Source organism: Neorhizobium vignae (assembly GCF_000732195.1).
GTDB lineage: Bacteria > Pseudomonadota > Alphaproteobacteria > Rhizobiales > Rhizobiaceae > Neorhizobium > Neorhizobium vignae.
This window is the reverse complement of sequence record NZ_JNNU01000006.1, coordinates 67,074-85,357: the sequence shown is the minus strand read 5'-3', so window position 1 is coordinate 85,357 and position 18,284 is coordinate 67,074. Positions and strand designations below refer to the sequence as shown.

Genomic DNA, 18,284 nt, shown 5'->3' with positions numbered 1-18,284 from the left:
GAACGGATCAGGCCATCAGCCCGGCAGCGGTAAATCCGCCGTCTACGGCGAGGATCTGGCCGGTCACATAGGAGGATTGCCGCTCGTCGACGAGGAAGGCGATGGCCGTGGCGATCTCCTCCGGCCGGCCGTAGCGACGCATCGGCACGGTGCGGCTCCACTCCTCGCGCGTCACCGCCGTATGGTTTTCCTTGACCATGGGCGTCTCGATCGGCCCAGGCGCGATGGCGTTGACGCGGATCAGGTCGTCTGCGAGTTCGACGGCCATGATCTTGGTGAGCGTCACCAGCGCGCCCTTCGACGCGCCATAGGCGGAACGGCCGAGATTGCCCTTGATGCCGGAGACCGAGGCGATGTGGACGATCGAGCCGCCGCCGTTTTCCCGCATGATCGGCGCCAATGCCTGCGACAGCGCAAACGCGCCGATGACATTCACCTCATACATCCGCCGAAGCTGATCGGTCGTGGTCTCGGCGAACCGAACGTTCGAACCGATGCCGGCGCTGTTGACCAGTGCCTGCAGCGGGCTGTCGAGCGCCTGGCATCGCTCGGCAAGATCCGCGATCGCCCTCTCGTCGGTGATATCGAGGAGAACGGTGGTGAGGAGACCTGCGCGATTGCCGAGCCGTTCCATCAGCCGTTCGAGCGCTTGGGCATCGCGGTCGGCGGCCAGCACATGCCAGCCGGCTTCGATCAGAAGCTCCGTCGTCGAAAGGCCGATACCCGATCCCGCACCCGTGACGACGACGCTTCGCATGTTCAGCTCTCCCGGTTTTCGATGATGACCAGTTCGAAGGTGACGCCGGCCGGATTGTCGCCGCGCGCCAGCCGGCCATGATAGATCACGCCGTCCGTATCGACGACCGCAGCATCGATCGAGGCCCGGAGCCCGTCCGGCGTGTTTTCAAGCACGCCGTTCTCGATGGCGATCTCGGTCGCGAGGCAAACCACGCGACGTCCGTCCTCGAACACGGGCTCGTTGATGCTGCCGATGCCGTAGATGCGGGCACTCTCGATGCCGTGCGCCTGGCAGACGCCTTCGATTGCTATCCCGACATCCTCGTTCGGGCGCACCCGCAGCAGGATGCCGTTACCCTCGCCGGTCTCGCCCCTGGCGGAAAACAGCGTGAAATTCGTTTGCGGATCGGGGATCGACGAGAAGGTCGCGGTGGCGCTGCCATAACCTCTGACTGCGATCGGCCGGCTGACGATGCTGTCGAAGGGCAGCACATGCCCCATGCGCAGAGCTCCTTCGCCCGTGTCCCAGATGCCGTGGCAATGCAGGAACGGAGCGCCGTCCCGTTCGCCGACCATTGCGGTCGCGGTCTGGAACCTGCCCCCCGCTTCCGGCGCGAAAGTGGCGCTGTACCAGGCGGCATGGTCCTCGTCCGGCGAAAAGGCCGGCAGGACATAACGAAACGGATCGCAGGCGCCGCCCTCGATATTGAGGAAACCGCCCTTGCAGCCTGCCTCCGCGAAGATGCGCGCCACCTCGGCCATGAAGACTTTGCCGGGTCGCAGGACGCCCTCGACCGGCTTCAACGCGGTCCGCACCGCCTCACGCCTGATCGGCGCGACAGGGCCTGGATGCTTGAGCTGACGCAACGCCGGAAGATCATTAGCCGGCTTATCGTCGAGCTCGCCCCGCGCCTGCAGTTCTTCGCGGATCATCCTCTTGGTGATCTTGCCATAGGCGGATTTCGGCAGGGCGTCCCAGAAGATGAAGCGCTTCGGCATCTTGTAGCGGGACATCCTGCCGTCGATGAAGGCAAACAGGTCCTTCTCGGTCACCGCCGAACCGGGCTTGGCGACGCAGACGGCGATGCCCACTTCGCCCCAGAGCGGATCCGGCACGCCGAGCACCGCGACTTCGCTGACTGCCGGATGGGTGAGAAGTTTCTCCTCGATCTCGCGCGGATAGACGTTCGAGCCGCCGGAAATATACATGTCGGAGGCGCGGCCGGTGATGTAGAGAAAACCCTCCGCATCCATGTGGCCGAGGTCACCGGTGCGGAACCAGCCGTTGCGGAACGCCTTGGCGTTGGCCTCCGGATTGTCGTAGTAGCCCGCGAAGACCGCCGGGCCGATGCAGCAGATCTCGCCAGTCTCGTAAGGCTCGACCTCCTCGCCCGCATCGTTCTGGATCGACACCTGCATGCCGGTGCGTTCCATGCCGCAGGTACCGATCCTGGCCGCCTCGCCGTCCTCGGCGGAATGCAAGGCCGGCGGCAGGACCGTGATCGCGCCGGTCACTTCGCCGAGCCCGAAATATTGCACGATCACCGGACCGAGGCTCTTCAGCGCCCGCTTCTGGTCCTCGCGATACATCGGCGCGCCGGCATAGATCACGTAGCGCAGCGAGGAATGGTCGTATTTCTCGGCAGCCGGATGCTCGACCAGCAGCTTCAGGATGGTCGGCACCGTGAACATGGTCGAGACGCGCCACTTTTCGATCAGCGCCCAGGCGGCGTCGATATCGAACTTTTCGGTCGGCAGCAGGATGGTCTTCACCCCATGCGCCACCTGGGTCAGCTGGTGGACACCCGCGCCATGCGAGAGCGGCGCGACGACCAGAGCCGCATCGGCCGACGTCACGCCGGGCATCAGGTCGCAGAGATGGTTGTTGATCACGAAGGCCATCTGACCGTGGGTCAGCACCGCCGCCTTCGGCCGGCCCGTCGTGCCCGACGTGAAGAAGAACCAGCAGGGATCGTCGCGCTCTACCCACGCCTCGACCGGCTTCCTGCCGCGAAACTCCTGGACAACGACATCATAGGACGGCCCGAAATCCGCTTCGCCGATGGTAATGACGAAACCGATCGCCGGATTGTTCTCCCGCACCACCCGCGCATGATCCGGGAACGAGGCGTTGCAGATCAGGCCGGTCGCCCCGCTAGCCTTGGCGAGATAGGCGACCTCTTCCGGCGTCTGCCGGAAATTGGTCGGCACCCAGACGGCGCCGATCCGGAAACAGGCGAACATGCTCTCGAACATCTGGTTGCAGTTCTGCGACTGGACCAGGATGCGGTCACCCTTCCCCACCCCGAAACGCTGCTGCAGCGCCGCAGCCATGGCGTCGATGCGCGTCTCGAACTCTTCCCAGGTCCACGTCTTTTCGGCCCAGACCAGCGCGACGCCCTGCGGTTCGCGACGCATCGCCTGCGTCACGAAACGGGCAAGGTTCATCACCCGCGTCGAACGGGGGCTGAGGCCACCCTTCGGCTCGGCCCGACCGCCGACGCCAACCGAGGTCGTCGCATTCATTTCGTCCGCTCCAGGATCGACACGTAATTGGCAACGGCAGCACCGCCCATGTTGAAGACGCCGGCCATCGTCGCCTTCGGCAGCTGCATCTCGCCCGCCTCACCGCAGAGCTGCATGGCCGCCATGACATGCATGGAGACGCCGGTCGCGCCGATCGGATGACCCTTGGATTTCAGCCCGCCCGACGGATTGACCGGCAGACGGCCATCCTTGCGGGTAATGCCTTCGCGGATGACGCGATAGCCCTTGCCGGGTTCGGCGAGCCCCATCGCCTCGTATTCGATGAGTTCGGCGATGGTGAAGCAGTCGTGGGTTTCGACAAAGCTCAGATCGTCGAGCGAAACGCCCGCCTCCGCCAGCGATTTCTGCCAGGCCCTGCGCGCACCTTCAAAGGCGATCGGATCGCGCCGCGACAAGGCGAGGATATCGTTGACATGGTTGTGCGCCCTGAACGCGACGGCGCGCTTCATGCCGGCCGCGACTTCCGGCGAGGCGATCACGATTGCGGCCGCGCCATCGGAAACCAGCGAGCAATCGGTGCGCCTCAGCGGCGCCGCCACATAGGGGTTCTTGTCCGAGACCGTGTTGCAGAAATCGAAGCCGAAATCCTTCTGCATATGGGCATAGGGGTTCTTCATGCCGTTGGCGTGGTTCTTCGCCGCGATCATGGCGAGCTCTTCCGAACGGTCGCCATAACGCTGGAAATAATGGCTGGCGATACGGCCGAAGAGACCGGCGAAACCGCCCTCCACATCCGCCTCCTCCTCGCGATAGGAGGCCGACAGCAGGATATCACCCGTCTCCTTGGTGGGCAGCGCGGTCATCTTCTCGGCACCGACGACGAGCGCGATCTTGCCGCGCCCGGCGGCGATGAAATCGAGCGCCGAATAAAGGGCCGCGGAGCCCGTAGCGCAGGCATTCTCCATCCGCACGGCCGGCACATGATCGAACCCGTCGGCCGCCATCGCCACCAGCGCGCCTTGGAAATCCTGCTTGGAAAACCCGTTGTTGAACACGCCGACGAAAATGCCGTCGACATCCCTGGCGGTGATGCCGGCGTGTTCGAGGGCCGGATTGATCACCTCGGCCATCAATTCCCGCGTCGAGCCCGCTTCGGACTTGCCGAATTTCGAGTGCGCCCAACCGACGATCTCTGCTCCTGCCATGACCTTCTCCTTTGTTTCAAACACGTTCCGGTGTTCTCGACCGGGCCGTCTGCGGCGCCTTTCGAGGTGCCGGATTTTCCGAACTGAACAGCGATTTCAGCTTGCCCTGCACCCGCTCGACCTCATGGGCCAGCTGGGCCGCAAGCTCCTTCTGGCGCGCATCGCCCATGCGGCTGTCGATCGCGGCGATCGACAGAGCCCCGGCGAGCCGCCCGTCCGGCAGCAGGATCGCCATGCCGATCCCCCAGGAATTGGCAATCACCCGCCCGGGATTGAGCGCATAGCCCAGCTCCCGTGTGCGGGCGACATCCTCGCGGATGATCTCCGTCGAATAGCCGGGATACTGGGCGGCAATGACGCCCTCAATGCGGCCGAGGATGGCCTCCACGTCCGCATCCGGCAATGCCGCCAGCATGGCGAGCGAGCCGGCGCCGACGCCGAGCGGGTTCTGGTCGCCGGTGAGCAGCGCATGGGTGCGCACCGGATGCGTGCCCTCCTCACGATGCAGGCAGACGGCATAGTCGTCCCGCCGCATCGACACGAAACTCGTATCGGCGGATTTGGCGGAAAGCCGCTTCAGGCTCTCGCCCGCCATTTCCAGGAGGCCATGCCGGCGCGAGGCCAGCATGCCCAGCACATAAAGCTCCCCGCCGAGATAATATCGGCGGGTCAGCTCGTCCTGTTCGACGAGGCGGGACCGCATCAGCGCCATCAAAAGCCGCCGGGCGGTGGGTTTGTTGAGGCCGCTATCGGCGACCACATCGGCGAGCGCCACTCCTTTTTCCGCCCCTCGACCGACGATGGAGAGAAGCTGCAGCGCCCGCTCCACCGCCTGCGAGCCGGAAACGGCGCCTTCGCGAAGACCCGACGGGATCTCGATCACCTGTTGCATATGCCGTTTCCCATCCGGTGAATGCCCGCCGCCGATCAGCTCAATGACTTGCCGATAGCCTTTTCGAGGATCGCCCAGGCCTCGTCGCCATATTTCGACTTCCAGTCCTTGTAGAAATTGGCAGCACGCAGCTTTTCCTGGAAAAGGGCGCCGTCCGGCTTGTTGAACTTCATGCCCTTGGCCTCGAGCTCGGCCTGGACGGTGGCGTTGAGGCCCATCACGTCCTTGCGCTGAAGTTCGGCGGCGGCGTTGAAATGTTTGGAAACGATCCCCTGCAGATCTGCCGGCAGCGCCTGCCAGGAGCGGCGGTTGAGCAGAATCCAGAAACCGTCCCACATGTGGTTGGTCATCGAGACGTATTTCTGCACTTCGAACAGCTTGGCCGTGGTCAGGATGGCGAGCGGGTTTTCCTGCCCGTCGACAATGCCGGTCTGCAGCGCGGTATAAGTTTCGGCAAAATTGATGCTGGCTGGTGCCGAACCGAAGGCGGTGAACATCGAGGTCCAGAGTGGGCTCACCGGCACGCGGATCTTGAAGCCTTCAAGGTCCTTCGGCGTAGTGATCGGCCCCTTGGACGAGGTGATCTGCCGGAAACCGTTGTCCCAGATCTTGTCGAACGTCAGCAGCCCCTTCTTCTCGATCTCGCCGCGGACATATTTGCCGAGTTCGCCGTCCATGGCCGGCCATACCTTGTCATAACTCGGGAAGGCGAAGCCGACGCCGTTGAGCGAGGCATTCGGCACCAGCGTCGACAGGATGATCGGCGACAGGCTGAACATTTCGACGCCGCCCGAACGCACCTGGTTCAGCATGTCGGTATCGGCACCGAGCTGGCTCGACGGGAAGATGTTGATGGCCATGCGGCCGCCACTCTCCTCCTGGATCTTGGCGACGGCTTCCTTGGCGCGGACGTTCATCGGATGCGTCAGCGCCTGGTTGTTGGCGAACTTGTAGGTGAACTCGGCGGCGTTGGCCGGCCGCGTGCGGATTGAAAAGGTCGTGGCGATGCCGGTCGTGGCCGCGCCCAAAAGAAGCGTTCTGCGGTTGACGTTCATGAAATCCTCCTCCGATTTCGTTCCAAGTTTTTTTGCCTCACAGCCCTTAGAGAAAGGCGGTCGAGAAATAGGGCACGGCTGCGATCACCAGGAGGCCGATCATCAGCGCGCCGATATAGGGCCAGATGGCCTTCATCGCTTCATCCGGCGAGACATTGCCGATCTTGCAGGCGATGTAGAAACCGATGCCGATCGGCGGCGTCATCAGGCCGATATTCATCGCCGTGACCACCACCATCGAATAGTGGATATCGTTGATCCCGAGCGAGCGGGCGACCGGAAACATGATCGGCGCCATCAGCACGATCGCCGGCAGGCCTTCCAGCACGCAGCCGAGCACCATGAAGATCAGGATGGTGACGCCCATGAAGGTCATCCACCCACCCGGAAGGCCCTGCACGGCCTCGACGAGCTGCGCCGCGAACCCGGTCTGGGTCAGTGCCCAGGCCATGGCGGACGCGGCCCCCAGGATCATCAGGATCGCGCCGGAGAGTGCCGCCGTCTCGACGAGCATGGAATAGAGCTTCTTCAGGCTGATGCCGCCATAAAGCGTCGCGCCGATGATCATCGCGTAGAGAACGGCGATGGTCGAAACTTCCGTTGCAGTGGCGATCCCCTCGCCGACGGCGGTGCGGATCAGGAAGGGCAATAACAGTGCGGGGGCGGCGACCAGAAACGCCTTCTTGATCACCGAAAGCGGCGCACGGCGCACGCCGGCCATGGATTCGTGCCGCGCCTTCCAGCGCGCCAGGATCGCAAGCACCAGCAGCAGAACCATGGCGATCGCGAAACCCGACGTAAACAGCCCGGCAATCGAAACGCCGGCCGCGGATCCGAGCACGATCAGCACGATCGAAGGCGGCACGGTTTCCGCCATCGCCGCGCCGGTCGCCAGCAGCGCGATCATCTCCGGCGGCTTGTGGCCGCGGCGTTTCATTTCCGGAAACAGCGCCGGCGCGACCGTCGCCATGTCGGAGACCTTGGAGCCCGAAATGCCGGACACCAGGAACATCGAGCCGAGCAGGACATAGGACATGCCGGCGCGGACATGGCCGAGCAGCGAGGCCAGAACCTCGACGATCGCCCGGCCCATGCCGGTTGCATCGAGCACGCAGCCAAGCAGAACGAAGATCGGCACCGAGAGCAGGATGATGCTCGACATGCCTTCGTCCATGCGGCCGATCATCACGAAGACGGGCACGGAGGTGGTGAAGGTCAGGAATGCCAGCGTCCCGAGGCCGAAGCAGAAAGCGATCGGCACACCGAGAACCAGGAACAGCGCGACGAAACCGACGAGGAAGATCGGGATGTTCCAGTTGCCGATCTGCTTGAGGCTGGGCCCGGCGAGCCAGAGGAGTGCCGTCACGGCGGCGATAACCATCACGGACATCGCCACTTGCCGGAAGGTCGATCCCTTCAGCGCGTTGACGACCGCGAGGATCAACATCAGCCCGACGCCGACCGGCAGGGCCGCGGCGCGAAAGCTCATCGGAATGTTGAGCGCCGCCGAGGTGATGTAGGACTCCTCGATCGCATATTCGTAGGCCGGACGCAGCATGACGCCGAGGAAGAGCGCCATCAGCAGCAGGGCGAGCGTATTGGCCAAGCCGTGCAGCTTCTCCGGCAGCATGCCGACGAAAAGCGTCAGCCGCAGATGTTCGCTGCGATCGACGGCCATGGCAGAACCGAGCATGGCGAGCCAGAGGAAGGAGATCGACGCCACCTCGTCTATCCAGACGACCGGCAGCGAAAAGACATAACGGGAAATGACCCCGGCCAATAGAAGCGCGATGATGCCGACGAGAAGTGCCGCGGCAACCGCCTCTACCGGCCGCATCCAGACGGAACCGCTCTGCTGCGGCGCTACGCCTTCAAGCCCGGCGAGCAGCGAAGCCTCGTCCATGGGCTCGATCGTATTATGGGCTGCCGTCACACATCATCCTCCTCTGTGCTGCGAAACGGACAGACGGAAGAAGCACTCCGGATAATCGCGAGCCAGGCCGCAAATCCGGGCGGACCACGCCCCTCTCCGGCGCGACCGCTTCCTCCCGGCGTCCGGCTCCTCCCAGCCATCCGCAGTGGTCCATGATCTGGATCTTATTCTTCTTCAAGTTGCCGGAGTTTGCTGAAGACCGACAGATTAGGCAAGCCTAAATTTGTCGCCAGAGCAGAAAACTTCAAAACAGATCCACATCATGGACCCAACCTCGGCACACCCGCAATTGTCTCAATTCAAGCTGCCGGAAACCGTCACATGCAGCCCGCCATCGATCGGAAGCTCGACGCCGGTAATGTATTTTGCCTCGTCGGAAGCGAGGAAAACCGAGGCCCAGGCAATGTCCCAGCCGTCTCCCTGGCGTTTCATCGGCGAAAGCGCGTCTCTTTTGGCCTTCATCTCATCGGGAGAGCCATAGTACCCACTGATCTGTTTCTGGATGTGCGGAGTGTCCATCACCCCCGGCAGGATGGCATTGGCTCGGATGCCCTTGGCCGCATATTCGATCGCAATCGCGCGCGTGAAGTGGTTCAGCGCCGCCTTCGATGCATAATATGAAACGTAGGGATAGCCGGTCCATCGGATGGAGGCGAGCGAGGAAATATTGATGATCGCACCGCTGCCCTGCTTCTCCATGATCGGCAGAACGGCCTTGCAGGTCAGGAACGCGCTGGTGAGGTTGACGTCCATCACCTTGCGCCAGCTTTCTTCGGTCGCCTCCGCCGCGCCGCCCGGCAGGTTGATGCCGACATTGTTGTGCAGCACGTCGATGCGGCCGAAGCGCTCCATGGTCGTTTCGACAACGGCAGCAATATCAATGGACTTGGTGACGTCGGCGGCGAGCGCCAGGCCCGTGCCGCCCTCGGCTTCGATGACGTCGAGCGTGTTTTTCGCCGCGTCGAGATTGACGTCGACGCAGACGACGCTGCCGCCCTCGCGGGCATAGGCGACTGCAGCGGCCTTGCCGTTCCCGAAACCCGGGCCGACCGAACCGGCGCCGAAAACGAGAACGACCTTGTTCTTCATGCGATCCATAACTGCTCCTCCGAGCCACCCTCCCCGGCGACTCGAAACAACTTACGGTGCGGTGTTCATCCGGTCCATGTTCAATCGCGGACAGAACATGTTCAAAAAGTACCTGACTGCTCCGAATTGCCCGATATCCGCGGCTTTTTTGGCGATGTGCAATAAAAGGAGTTATTTCTCCACTGCTGGGCCCGCATCGAATGCGGCTCGGGCGAGATATCGGGCATGGTCGCGGACATCCTTCGGCCAGCTCTCCGTCAGCTCCTTGAAGCGATCCTCCTGCCCGGCATAAAGCGCCCGTGCCGCGTCCTCATATCCCGGCCGATCCCCGCCGAGCGCCCGCATGAAACGGTCGGCGGCCTCCTGAGCCCGGCGCCTGTCATCTCCCGAACTGCTGGCTGCACGCGCCGCATCGACGAGCTTGCGCAGAGCCACCGAGGCGCCGCCGGGTTGCCGGGCGAGCCACTCCCAATGCCGCGGCAGCAATGTCACCTCGCGCGGCACCACGCCAAGCTTCGGTCGCCCCGGCCGCCGTTCCACCGGCGCAACAGGCCCCACAGCATCCGTGGGAAGGCGGCCGAGACAGTCTTCGGGTGTGCCGCGCAGATCGAGATCGACCGGCTTTCCCGTCGCATCGTCGAAGACCAGAACGCCTTCATGGCCACCGGCCTTGATCGCAGTGATGACCTCGGCCGGTGATCCGCCCGCAATGCGGTTTTCACCCCGAAAAGCTGTCCAATGAAAATCCGCCATCTGCTTCCTCTGTCTGGAGAGGCAGATTTATCCGGGTAAAATAAACCCGTCAATCCGGGATCAGGCGGTGCGCTGTCTGAGGCGCCCCAAACCCTCGCGAAGATGACCAGCAGCGCGGATGATAGCCCGCCGCGCCGCCGGTTCGACAGTCCTTGCGATCACCCAGGCGGCGAAGAGCAGGGCAGCAACCAGCACGAGGGCGACGAGCCAGCGGTTCTGCTCCGTGCCGAAACGGGCAAACACCGCGTAGCCGATATTCTGGTGCAGCAGGTAGAGCGGATAGGTAAGACCGCCGAGCCCGATCGCCAGTGCCGGAGAAATGCGCAGCGACGGCGCCGTAGCGCAGACCGCGACCGCTGCAAGCGCCAGCGGCCCGATGAGCGCGAGCCCGACGGCGCTGCGGCTCAGCCCGTATGTTGCGACGAAATCCGGTTCGGTCAGGAAGGGTGTGGCGATTGCCCAGCCGACGGCGGCTGCAAGCACGCAGAGGCTCGAAAGGGACGCATGCTGCCTCACCTTGTAAAGCGCCAGGCCGAAGGCGAAATAGCCGGAATATTCGGTGATCAGCAGTTTCTGGATCGCACCACTGCTGATGAAGGCCTCGTTGACGACGGAAATCGCCAGCCACGCCAGCACGACGACACGCCAGCCGCGTTCGAAAAGGCCGGTTAAGATCAGCAGGAAAACCCAGAAGTAGAAGATGATCTCGTAGGCGATCGTCCAGTAGGCGCCGTCGAGGAAGGGCTGGCCGAGGCCGCGCGAGATGATCACCACATGCGCCAGCCATTGCTTCACCGTCGGCGGATCGAGGGTCGGCACAGGCCAGACGGCGAGCACCGCGACGGTAATCGTCGCGCAGACGATGAAGGTCGGCCAGAGCCGCGCAAAACGCCCGGCGGCAAAATCATAGGCCGAACGGCCTTCGGCCGACATGGTGATGACATAGCCGGAAATGGCGAAGAAGATCAGCAGGCCCGTATCGAACCACATGGCAAAGGGCGCAAGTTCCGGAAAGCCGATGCCGCCGCCCTCGCCGGAAATCCGCATGCGGAACCCATAGTGGAATGTCAGCACCATCAACGCCGAGACGAGGCGCAGGATATCCAGGTTCAGCAGCCTTGGCGTCTTCGGGGCCGTCATCCGATCCTCTGGGGTGAAATAGCTTGAGGCAGGACCCTATCGCACCTGCCTTTGGAAAAGGTGAATCCTTCCCCGAGAATACGAGCGGTTCGAGCCGGCCAGCCTCAGAGGACGCAAGGACTTCCCTTTCCTTGACGAATATCGTTTCCTATCAAATTCATGACGGGACCCATGGACAGTCCCGAGGGAGGTTTTCGATGTCGATTTTTCTCTGCGGTGCCTGCGGCACCTCCTTTGGGGAAGCCGAGGCAGTGCCGGAAGCGTGCCCCATCTGCAGAGACGAGCGCCAATATATACCGCCTTCCGGCCAAGCCTGGACGACGACGGAAAAACTCGCGCGGACGCACCGCAATTCCTGGGCGCAGCTCGAACCGGAGCTGTTGGCGATCCAGACCGTCCCCACCTTCGCCATCAATCAGAGGGCCCTGCTGCTGCGTACGCCGGCGGGAAACATCCTGTGGGACTGCATCGCGCTCCTCGACGACGCGACCAAGGCGATCATCCAGGCAATGGGCGGCCTCAGCGCCATCGCTATATCCCATCCGCATTACTACACGACCATGCAGGACTGGGCCGCGGCCTTCGATGCGCCGATCTATCTGCATGCGGCCGACAAGGAATGGATCTGCCGCCCCTCCGACCATATCCGGCTGTGGGACGAGGACGCACTCGTGCTTTCATCCTCCGTCACACTGGTCCATGGCGGCGGACACTTTGCGGGCGGTACCGTGCTGCACTGGACGGGCGAAGACGGCAAGGGCGTATTGCTGGCCGGCGATATCGTCCAGGTCACGCCCGGCGCCGACCATGTCTCCTTCATGTGGAGCTATCCCAACATGCTGCCGCTCAGCGCCGCCGAAGTTGCCGATGTCGCGGAGCGGCTGGCACTTTGGCCTTTCGAGCGGATCTACGGCGCCTTTTCGCACCAGAATATCCGTCAGGATGGGCAGGCGATCGTCGCCCGCTCCGCCAGGCGTTACATCGACCGGCTCGCCAAATGAAGAACGCGCGGGCGTTGCTGCCCGCGCGTCCCATAATCCCGAGAACCGGATCCGCTTATTTCAGGCCGAGAAGCTTCTTGGCATTGCCCTCGTAGATCTTCTGGCGGGTGGCGTCGGAGATCTCCATGTTGTCGAGAACCTTGATGGTCTCGCGGATGTACATCGGACCGCCTTCCGGATCGAACGGCGCGTCGGACGCGAACAGCACCCGGTCTTCGCCGAAGAATTCGATGGCGTGCTCGATTGCCTTAGTCGAACCGAAGCTCGCCGTATCGGCATAAAACTCCTTGAAATATTCGAGATGCGGGCGCTCGAGAGCCTTCAGCACGGTCGAGAGGTCGCGGTCGGACGTGCGCTTGCCCATCTGATCCCAGCCGGCACCGACGCGGCCTTCGAAGAAGGGCACCATGCCGCCGGCATGATGGGTGACGACCTTGAGACCCTTGTATTTGTCGAAGATGCGCGAGAAGACCAGGCGCGCCATTGCCGCCGAAGTTTCATACGGCCAGCCGAAGGTCCAGAAGATCTCGTATTCCGAACGGTCTTCGGTCAGGTAGTCCGGGAAGTTGGCGCCCCGCGATGGATGCAGGAAGACCGGCTTGCCGGACTTCGCCATATATTCGAAGAAGGGCTCGAATTGCGGCAGGTCGAGCGGCTTGCCGCTGTAGTTGGTGAAGATCTGGACCGCACAGGCGCCGAGATCTTCGACGACCCGCTTGGTTTCCGCCATCATCCATTCCTGGTTTTCCATCGGCACGGTGGCGATGAAGGCCGGGAAGCGTTCCGGATATTTTTCGCAGAGTTCCGCCTGCGAATCGTTGCCGATCCGACCGAGGTCATAGGCGCGCTCAGGCCCGGCCAGCTTTTCGAGCGGGGGGGAAGCAAGCGACAGGACCTGCTGATAGTCGCCGCCGAACATGTCCATCACCTGGAAACGGCGGTCGAGGTCCGTCATCATCGGCACCGCGCCGCTGCGCATGGTGACGTCGGTCATCGTGCCGATATAGCCGATCAGCTTGTCGAAAAAGGGCTTCGGCCAGATATGGTTGAAAGCGTCGATCTTCTTCATGGAATGCTCCTCCTGTCTGTCCTGCGACGGCACCGCGAACTTGAGGGAAGTCCAGTGCCCCGAGGCGTTTAAAAAATCCGCGAGCCGAGCGATGCCGAGATTTCGGCCGTGCTCCGTCGCGGCAAAATGCGAAGGCAGTCGCCGAAAGTCAACACATTTTCTTGTATTATGAGATTATCGTCCAGAAACCCTGTGTCGATGGGAGGCCAGCGCGGCGGTGATCTCACCGGCTGCAAGCAGGACTTCCCGCCCGATATCCTCTAAAGCGGGGCCAGGGGCGTGCTCTTGAGCGATCGTTACGGAAAAGCTGGCGATGGGGCTCTGGCCTGCATCGAAGATCGGCGCCGCGAAACCGACGACACCGGGTGTCACCTCGCCATGGGCCACAGCATAACCCTTCTTGCGCACCGACTTCAGCCCGTCGAGGACTGCGTCGACGGTATCGCCGGCGCCTGCCGCCTGCCAGTCGTCGAGCGTGCGATTGATCAGCGGCACCAGATTGCGGCGCGGCAGGAAGGCGACGATGGAGCGGCCGATCGCGCCGCGGCTGAGCGGCATCGGTCGCCCGCGCGGATAGCTGCTGATCGCCTCGCGGCTGGAACTGATCGAATCGACGCAGAGAATCTTTTCGCCGTACCAGCGCACCAGAAGGGCCGTGCACTCGTATCGCCCCGTGAGTTTCTGGAGATAGGGGGCGCCGGAAAGGATGAGATTGTCGGATTTCCGCAACAGGTAATCCATCTCCACCACCCTCGGCCCCAGCGTGAAGCCGGTATTCGGCATGGAGGTGAGGAACCCGCTGTCCTTCAGGATCTTCAGATAGCGATAGAGCGTCGGCCGGCTATAGCCCAGCTCCTCCATCAGCTCTTCCGGGGTCCATTCCAGACGGTCCTCGGTGAAAACCTCAAGGACCGCCTGAAGGCGTTCGAGACTGTTGACGGCCTTTTTTCTCAAGATGCTCCCGCTCTTTCCTGACGGCGCGCGACATCGACCGGCCGGACATACGCGGCAATAACGATAACTGCGAAAACTGCAATGGCAAGTGGTGCTACTCGGCGGCCTTCAGCGAAGGCAGGCGGCTGCCGCCAGGCGCGCTGACTGCCTCCTCCGTCGCGACCACGCGCCGGATCGCCGCCAGATATTCCGCCTGGAGAGCCGTCGGCTGCCAGTTGCGGCGGGTGGTGATGCCGATCGACAGCGGCTTTCCGGGCACTTCGTAGTTCAGAAGCGCGAGGAACCCGGCCTTCAACTCGTGCCGGAGCTGATGGCGGGAGAGCAGCGCCAGCCGATCCGTCTGCATCAGGATACCCCGCAGAGCCGTCAGCGAGCCCGTCTCGACGGTCCCCTGCATCGGCGGTCCATCGGGAAACTTCGCCGCCAGGGCATCGAACGTGCTGCGGTTGGGCGTCCCCTTGCGCGCCACCACCCATGGATAGGAGGCAAGTTCGGCAAGCGAGACATCCGTCTTGCCCGAAAGCGGATGACCGGCACCCGCGATAACCGCCAGCCGAAAATCGAAAAGCGGTTCTTCGCTCAGTGTCGGCGTCAGGCGGCTGCGCAGCGCGCCGATCAGAAAATCGATATGTCCCATTTCCAGATCGCTGAGGAGCTGCTCGTAGCTGCCTTCGAGAATCTCGAACCGCGCCAGCGGATGGGTGAGGGCCAGCGAGGCAATGGCATCGGGCACGATGGTGGTGCGCGCCATAGGCAGCGCGCCGATCGATACCAGGCCGTCGAACTTGCCGCGCAGCTCCTGCACTTCCTCGGTGGCGTTGCCGAGCTCCTTCAGCGAAAGGCCGGCCCAGCGGGCAACGGCGCGACCGGCGCCGGTGAACCGCGTCGCGCGGCCATCGGCCTCAAAAAGGCTTGTGCCGAGGATTGCCTCCGCGTTGCGGGCCGTGCGCTGAACCGCGGCACCCGATTGCTCGAGGATACGCGCGGCACCCGGAAACCCTCCGGTCTGGGCAAAGGCCTGCAGGGCGCGCAGGTGGGAGATGGTCAGCCTTGCATCGGCACCGGAGCCGCGCGAACCCGAATCCGCCTGGAGCTTCTGGCAGCCGGTCCGGATAAGATCGAGCGCCCTGAGCGACCGGGCCTGGACGACCCGGCCTGCCGGCGTCGCCATCGCATGCCCCGGCCCGCGCTCGAGAAGCCGCGTTCCGAAGCGGTCTTCGAGGCGCGAAATCGCCTGCGAGGCCGCCGGCTGGGTCACGCCGACGATATCGGCCGCCCGCGTCAGCGAGCCGGTGCGCAGGCAGGCGCAGAAAAGACGGATATGGCGCAGATTGGGGTAGTCCACGTGCCTGTCCTCCCCTGCCTTTCTCCTCCCGGCAGCGGGTCGAAACGGTGCAAGTCCGGCACTTGCCCCGCCTCGGTTAATTCACGGTGCGACGTTGCGCTCGCCGGTCAGCTGTTCGTTCATCCATTCCGCGCTGGCACGGATGCCGCCGAGCGGGAAGACATGGATCTGCTGGATCAGGCTTTCCGGATGGGAAGCCTTGTAGTCGGCGATCTCGGTCAGCACTTCCGTCGGCTCGTAGGGAACCAGGAGCTTGCTGAGGTCCATCGCGCGCTTCTGCAGCACGCCGAGCGAGGGGCCGACGCCGCAGGCGATGGCGAACTTGATGAGTGTCTGCAGCTTGGTCGGCCCGGCAATCCCGAGATGGATCGGCAACTTGACCCCGGCTGCAGCGATACGCTCGGCCCAGGCGATGACCGGCTTGGCATCGAAGGCGAACTGCGTGGCGATCGCCATGTCCGCATCGGTGCGCTCGGAATAGGCCTGCTTGAACTTCAACGCCTCGTCGACGATCCTGTAACCGCCATCCTTGTCGATGTCCTTGTTGCCTTCCGGGTGGCCGGCGACATGCAGCCGCTTGAAGCCGTAGCGGTCGAACAGGCCGGTCTCGATCAGCTGGATGGAACTGTCGAAATCGCCGGCCGGCGTCGAGACGCCGCCGCCGAGCAGCAGCGCCTGGTCCACGCCCGCCTCGTTTCTGTAGCGCTTGATCCAGTCCTCCAGGATCGCATGGCTTGCAATGATGCGGGAGGGGAAATGCGGCATGACCGGGAAGCCGTCTTCGTGCAGGCGCCTTGCGGTGTGCACCATGTCCTCGATAGGAGTCCCGTCGATATGGGCGATATAGACCCGCGTACCCTTCGGCAGCAGGGCCTTGAAATCTTCGATCTTGGCCGCCGTGCGCGGCATGACTTCGATGGAATAGCCGTCGATAAGGTCCCTGAAGCTGGCCGGCTCCACGGACTTCTCTTCCTGCTTACCCCTGAAAAGATTCAAAAGTGCCATTGTTGATCCTCCCCCCGTTTAGCCAATGAAAAATGTCCGGTCAGACGGACGGAGCGGCGTGCGAGAACAACCCGTTCTCGCACGCCCATCGATTAGAGGGCCTTCTTTGTGCGCCAGCTTTCGGCGTAATTTTCACGCGCTTCCTGAGCGTAGGGCACGGCCGCGACACGAACGCGGATCTCGGCCTGCTTGTGGCCCTGCTCGACGGAGGTCTTGGAAGTGCCGCCATCCGGCTCGCCCCAGATGAGCGTCAGGATGTCGTTTTCCTTGATGTCGGCATCGACGACGCCGAGCGACAGCATGGACCGCTCGTTGTAGCTATAGCCGTTGAACATCGACAGGCCGACAACCTTGCCGTCCTTCAACACCTTGTCGAAGCTCGACGAAGCGTAGTTGGAGAGCGGGAAGTCGATCCACTTGGCGGCCTGCTCGCCCGGCTGGAAGGCCGAAGCGATGACCTTGACCACGTCGTCGGAATTCCACTCGAAGGTAACCTTGCGGCGCTGCGGGGTTGCCTTCTGCTTTTCGACGGCGGCGCGGCCGACGAAGTCGTGGTCGAACTTGACGTAGACGCCGTAACCCAGCTCGTAGGGGTTCAGGTAGTAGTCTTCGATATTGTCGGAAACGTAGCTGCCGCCGATCGAGCCCGAAGCTTCGTAACTCTGGGCGGAAAGCCAATCGCGATAGGCCTGCAGTTCGTCGCCAGTGTAGATCGCCGGAAGCGGCGACGGGATCCAGCCGGATTCCAGGGTGTTGGTGGCGTAGGCGCGGCTGCCGACCGGGCGCAGATCGACGCCTGCTTCTTCAGCGGCCTTGATGATGGCGGCACGGACTTCGTCCTTCTCCGCATAGGGACCCCAGATTTCGAGACCCGGAGCGCCGGCCATGCCATGACGCAGGGCCTGGACCTTGCGGCCGCCGACATTGATCCAGTCGACGTGGAAGAACTTGATTTCCGGGATCGGGCCGCCGTTCATCTTTTCGAAGACCTTCGGCGCATCCGGACCCTGGATCTGGAAACGGTAGTGGATGCGGGTGACGAGCTTGCCGTCCGGACGCGAAGGCGAACGCGGATCGTGGGTCAGCTTGACGTTATGCTTGCCGAGCGAGGCGTTATAGAGCAGCCAGTTGGCGGTCGGCGCACGGCCGACGAGGACGAACTTTTCTTCCGTTTCGCGGAAGATGATCATGTCGCCGATGACATGGCCGGCAGGCGTGACCGGAACATAGTGCTTGGCGCGGTCGACGCCGAAATTGGCAAAGCTGTTGATCGACAGGCTTTCCAGGAACTTGGCAGCGTCCGGGCCTTCGACGACCAGTTCGTCCATGTGATGCGACTGGTCGAAGAGAACCGCGCCTTCACGCCATGCTGCCTGTTCCGAACGCCAGTTGGAGAATTCCGGAGCCACGACCGGGTATACATAGATGCCGGTCTTGGAGTTGCGCAGATGCTCGACAGTGTTGCCCGCATCCTTCAAAACTTGAGTGAGATTGGCCTGAGTCACGGAATTCCTCCCTATGGTTTGTCTGTGGCTTGCGATGTCATGTATACATGACGGCATCGGAAGACAAATTCAAGGGGAAATATTCGGCAGGCTGACGAACGCCTCCGGATAGT

General features: G+C 63.0%; 15 protein-coding genes and 1 pseudogene. 1 reads left to right on the top strand and 15 read right to left on the bottom strand.

Annotation, left to right across the window (positions count from 1 at the left end; translation table 11 throughout):
• Window positions 1-7: 7 nt before the first annotated feature.
• From GQ59_RS11605 to GQ59_RS11565, 10 genes and pseudogenes are all read right to left on the bottom strand, one after another.
• A complete protein-coding gene (locus tag GQ59_RS11605; protein WP_037081304.1) occupies window positions 8-757 on the bottom strand; it encodes an SDR family NAD(P)-dependent oxidoreductase in 750 nt (249 codons plus the stop codon).
• 2 nt (window positions 758-759) lie between these two features.
• The gene (locus GQ59_RS33385; RefSeq protein ID WP_341872388.1) at window positions 760-1,239 is read right to left on the bottom strand and encodes a PCC domain-containing protein; all 480 of its coding nucleotides are present in this window, start codon (window positions 1,237-1,239) and stop codon (window positions 760-762) included.
• 396 nt (window positions 1,240-1,635) lie between these two features.
• Window positions 1,636-3,264: pseudogene (locus tag GQ59_RS31050) on the bottom strand (acyl-CoA synthetase); the annotation flags it as partial.
• On the bottom strand, window positions 3,261-4,430 hold the full coding sequence (locus tag GQ59_RS11595; RefSeq protein WP_037081302.1) for an acetyl-CoA acetyltransferase: 1,170 nt from the start codon (window positions 4,428-4,430) through the stop codon (window positions 3,261-3,263). The pseudogene GQ59_RS31050 and the gene GQ59_RS11595, both read right to left, overlap by 4 nt.
• 16 nt (window positions 4,431-4,446) lie before the next feature.
• The gene (locus GQ59_RS11590; protein WP_051903919.1) at window positions 4,447-5,322 is read right to left on the bottom strand and encodes an IclR family transcriptional regulator; all 876 of its coding nucleotides are present in this window, start codon (window positions 5,320-5,322) and stop codon (window positions 4,447-4,449) included.
• Between the two features lie 35 nt (window positions 5,323-5,357).
• On the bottom strand, window positions 5,358-6,377 hold the full coding sequence (locus GQ59_RS11585; RefSeq protein ID WP_037081300.1) for a TRAP transporter substrate-binding protein: 1,020 nt from the start codon (window positions 6,375-6,377) through the stop codon (window positions 5,358-5,360).
• Between the two features lie 46 nt (window positions 6,378-6,423).
• A complete protein-coding gene (locus GQ59_RS11580) occupies window positions 6,424-8,280 on the bottom strand; it encodes a TRAP transporter large permease (RefSeq protein WP_037081813.1) in 1,857 nt (618 codons plus the stop codon).
• 324 nt (window positions 8,281-8,604) lie between these two features.
• Window positions 8,605-9,408: an SDR family NAD(P)-dependent oxidoreductase gene (locus GQ59_RS11575; protein WP_037081298.1), complete on the bottom strand. Its 804-nt coding sequence runs from the start codon at window positions 9,406-9,408 to the stop codon at window positions 8,605-8,607.
• 162 nt (window positions 9,409-9,570) lie between these two features.
• Window positions 9,571-10,152, bottom strand: a complete 582-nt coding sequence (locus tag GQ59_RS11570) for a DUF2239 family protein (protein ID WP_037081291.1) — start codon at window positions 10,150-10,152, stop codon at window positions 9,571-9,573.
• 60 nt (window positions 10,153-10,212) lie between these two features.
• A complete protein-coding gene (locus tag GQ59_RS11565) occupies window positions 10,213-11,292 on the bottom strand; it encodes an acyltransferase family protein (protein ID WP_037081289.1) in 1,080 nt (359 codons plus the stop codon).
• A gap of 197 nt (window positions 11,293-11,489) precedes the next feature.
• Here GQ59_RS11565 and GQ59_RS11560 point away from each other — a divergent pair, with 197 nt between their 5' ends.
• Window positions 11,490-12,293, top strand: coding sequence for an MBL fold metallo-hydrolase (locus GQ59_RS11560; protein WP_037081287.1), 804 nt, complete (start codon window positions 11,490-11,492; stop codon window positions 12,291-12,293).
• A gap of 55 nt (window positions 12,294-12,348) precedes the next feature.
• Here the strand turns inward: GQ59_RS11560 and GQ59_RS11555 are convergent, their stop codons facing one another.
• The 5 genes from GQ59_RS11555 to ligM form a co-directional block, all read right to left on the bottom strand.
• Window positions 12,349-13,362 (bottom strand): amidohydrolase family protein, encoded by a 1,014-nt coding sequence (locus GQ59_RS11555; RefSeq protein WP_037081285.1) that lies wholly within the window; start codon window positions 13,360-13,362, stop codon window positions 12,349-12,351.
• A 174-nt stretch (window positions 13,363-13,536) separates the two neighbouring features.
• Window positions 13,537-14,316, bottom strand: a complete 780-nt coding sequence (locus tag GQ59_RS11550; protein ID WP_037081284.1) for an IclR family transcriptional regulator — start codon at window positions 14,314-14,316, stop codon at window positions 13,537-13,539.
• Window positions 14,317-14,410: 94 nt separating this feature from the next.
• Window positions 14,411-15,661 carry a LysR substrate-binding domain-containing protein gene (locus GQ59_RS11545; RefSeq protein WP_051903918.1) on the bottom strand — a complete coding sequence of 417 codons (1,251 nt, stop codon included), beginning with the start codon at window positions 15,659-15,661 and terminating at the stop codon, window positions 14,411-14,413.
• 81 nt (window positions 15,662-15,742) lie between these two features.
• A complete protein-coding gene (locus tag GQ59_RS11540) occupies window positions 15,743-16,666 on the bottom strand; it encodes a methylenetetrahydrofolate reductase (RefSeq protein ID WP_037081283.1) in 924 nt (307 codons plus the stop codon).
• Window positions 16,667-16,758: 92 nt separating this feature from the next.
• Window positions 16,759-18,171, bottom strand: coding sequence for a vanillate/3-O-methylgallate O-demethylase (gene ligM, locus GQ59_RS11535; RefSeq protein WP_037081282.1), 1,413 nt, complete (start codon window positions 18,169-18,171; stop codon window positions 16,759-16,761).
• Window positions 18,172-18,284 lie beyond the last annotated feature (113 nt).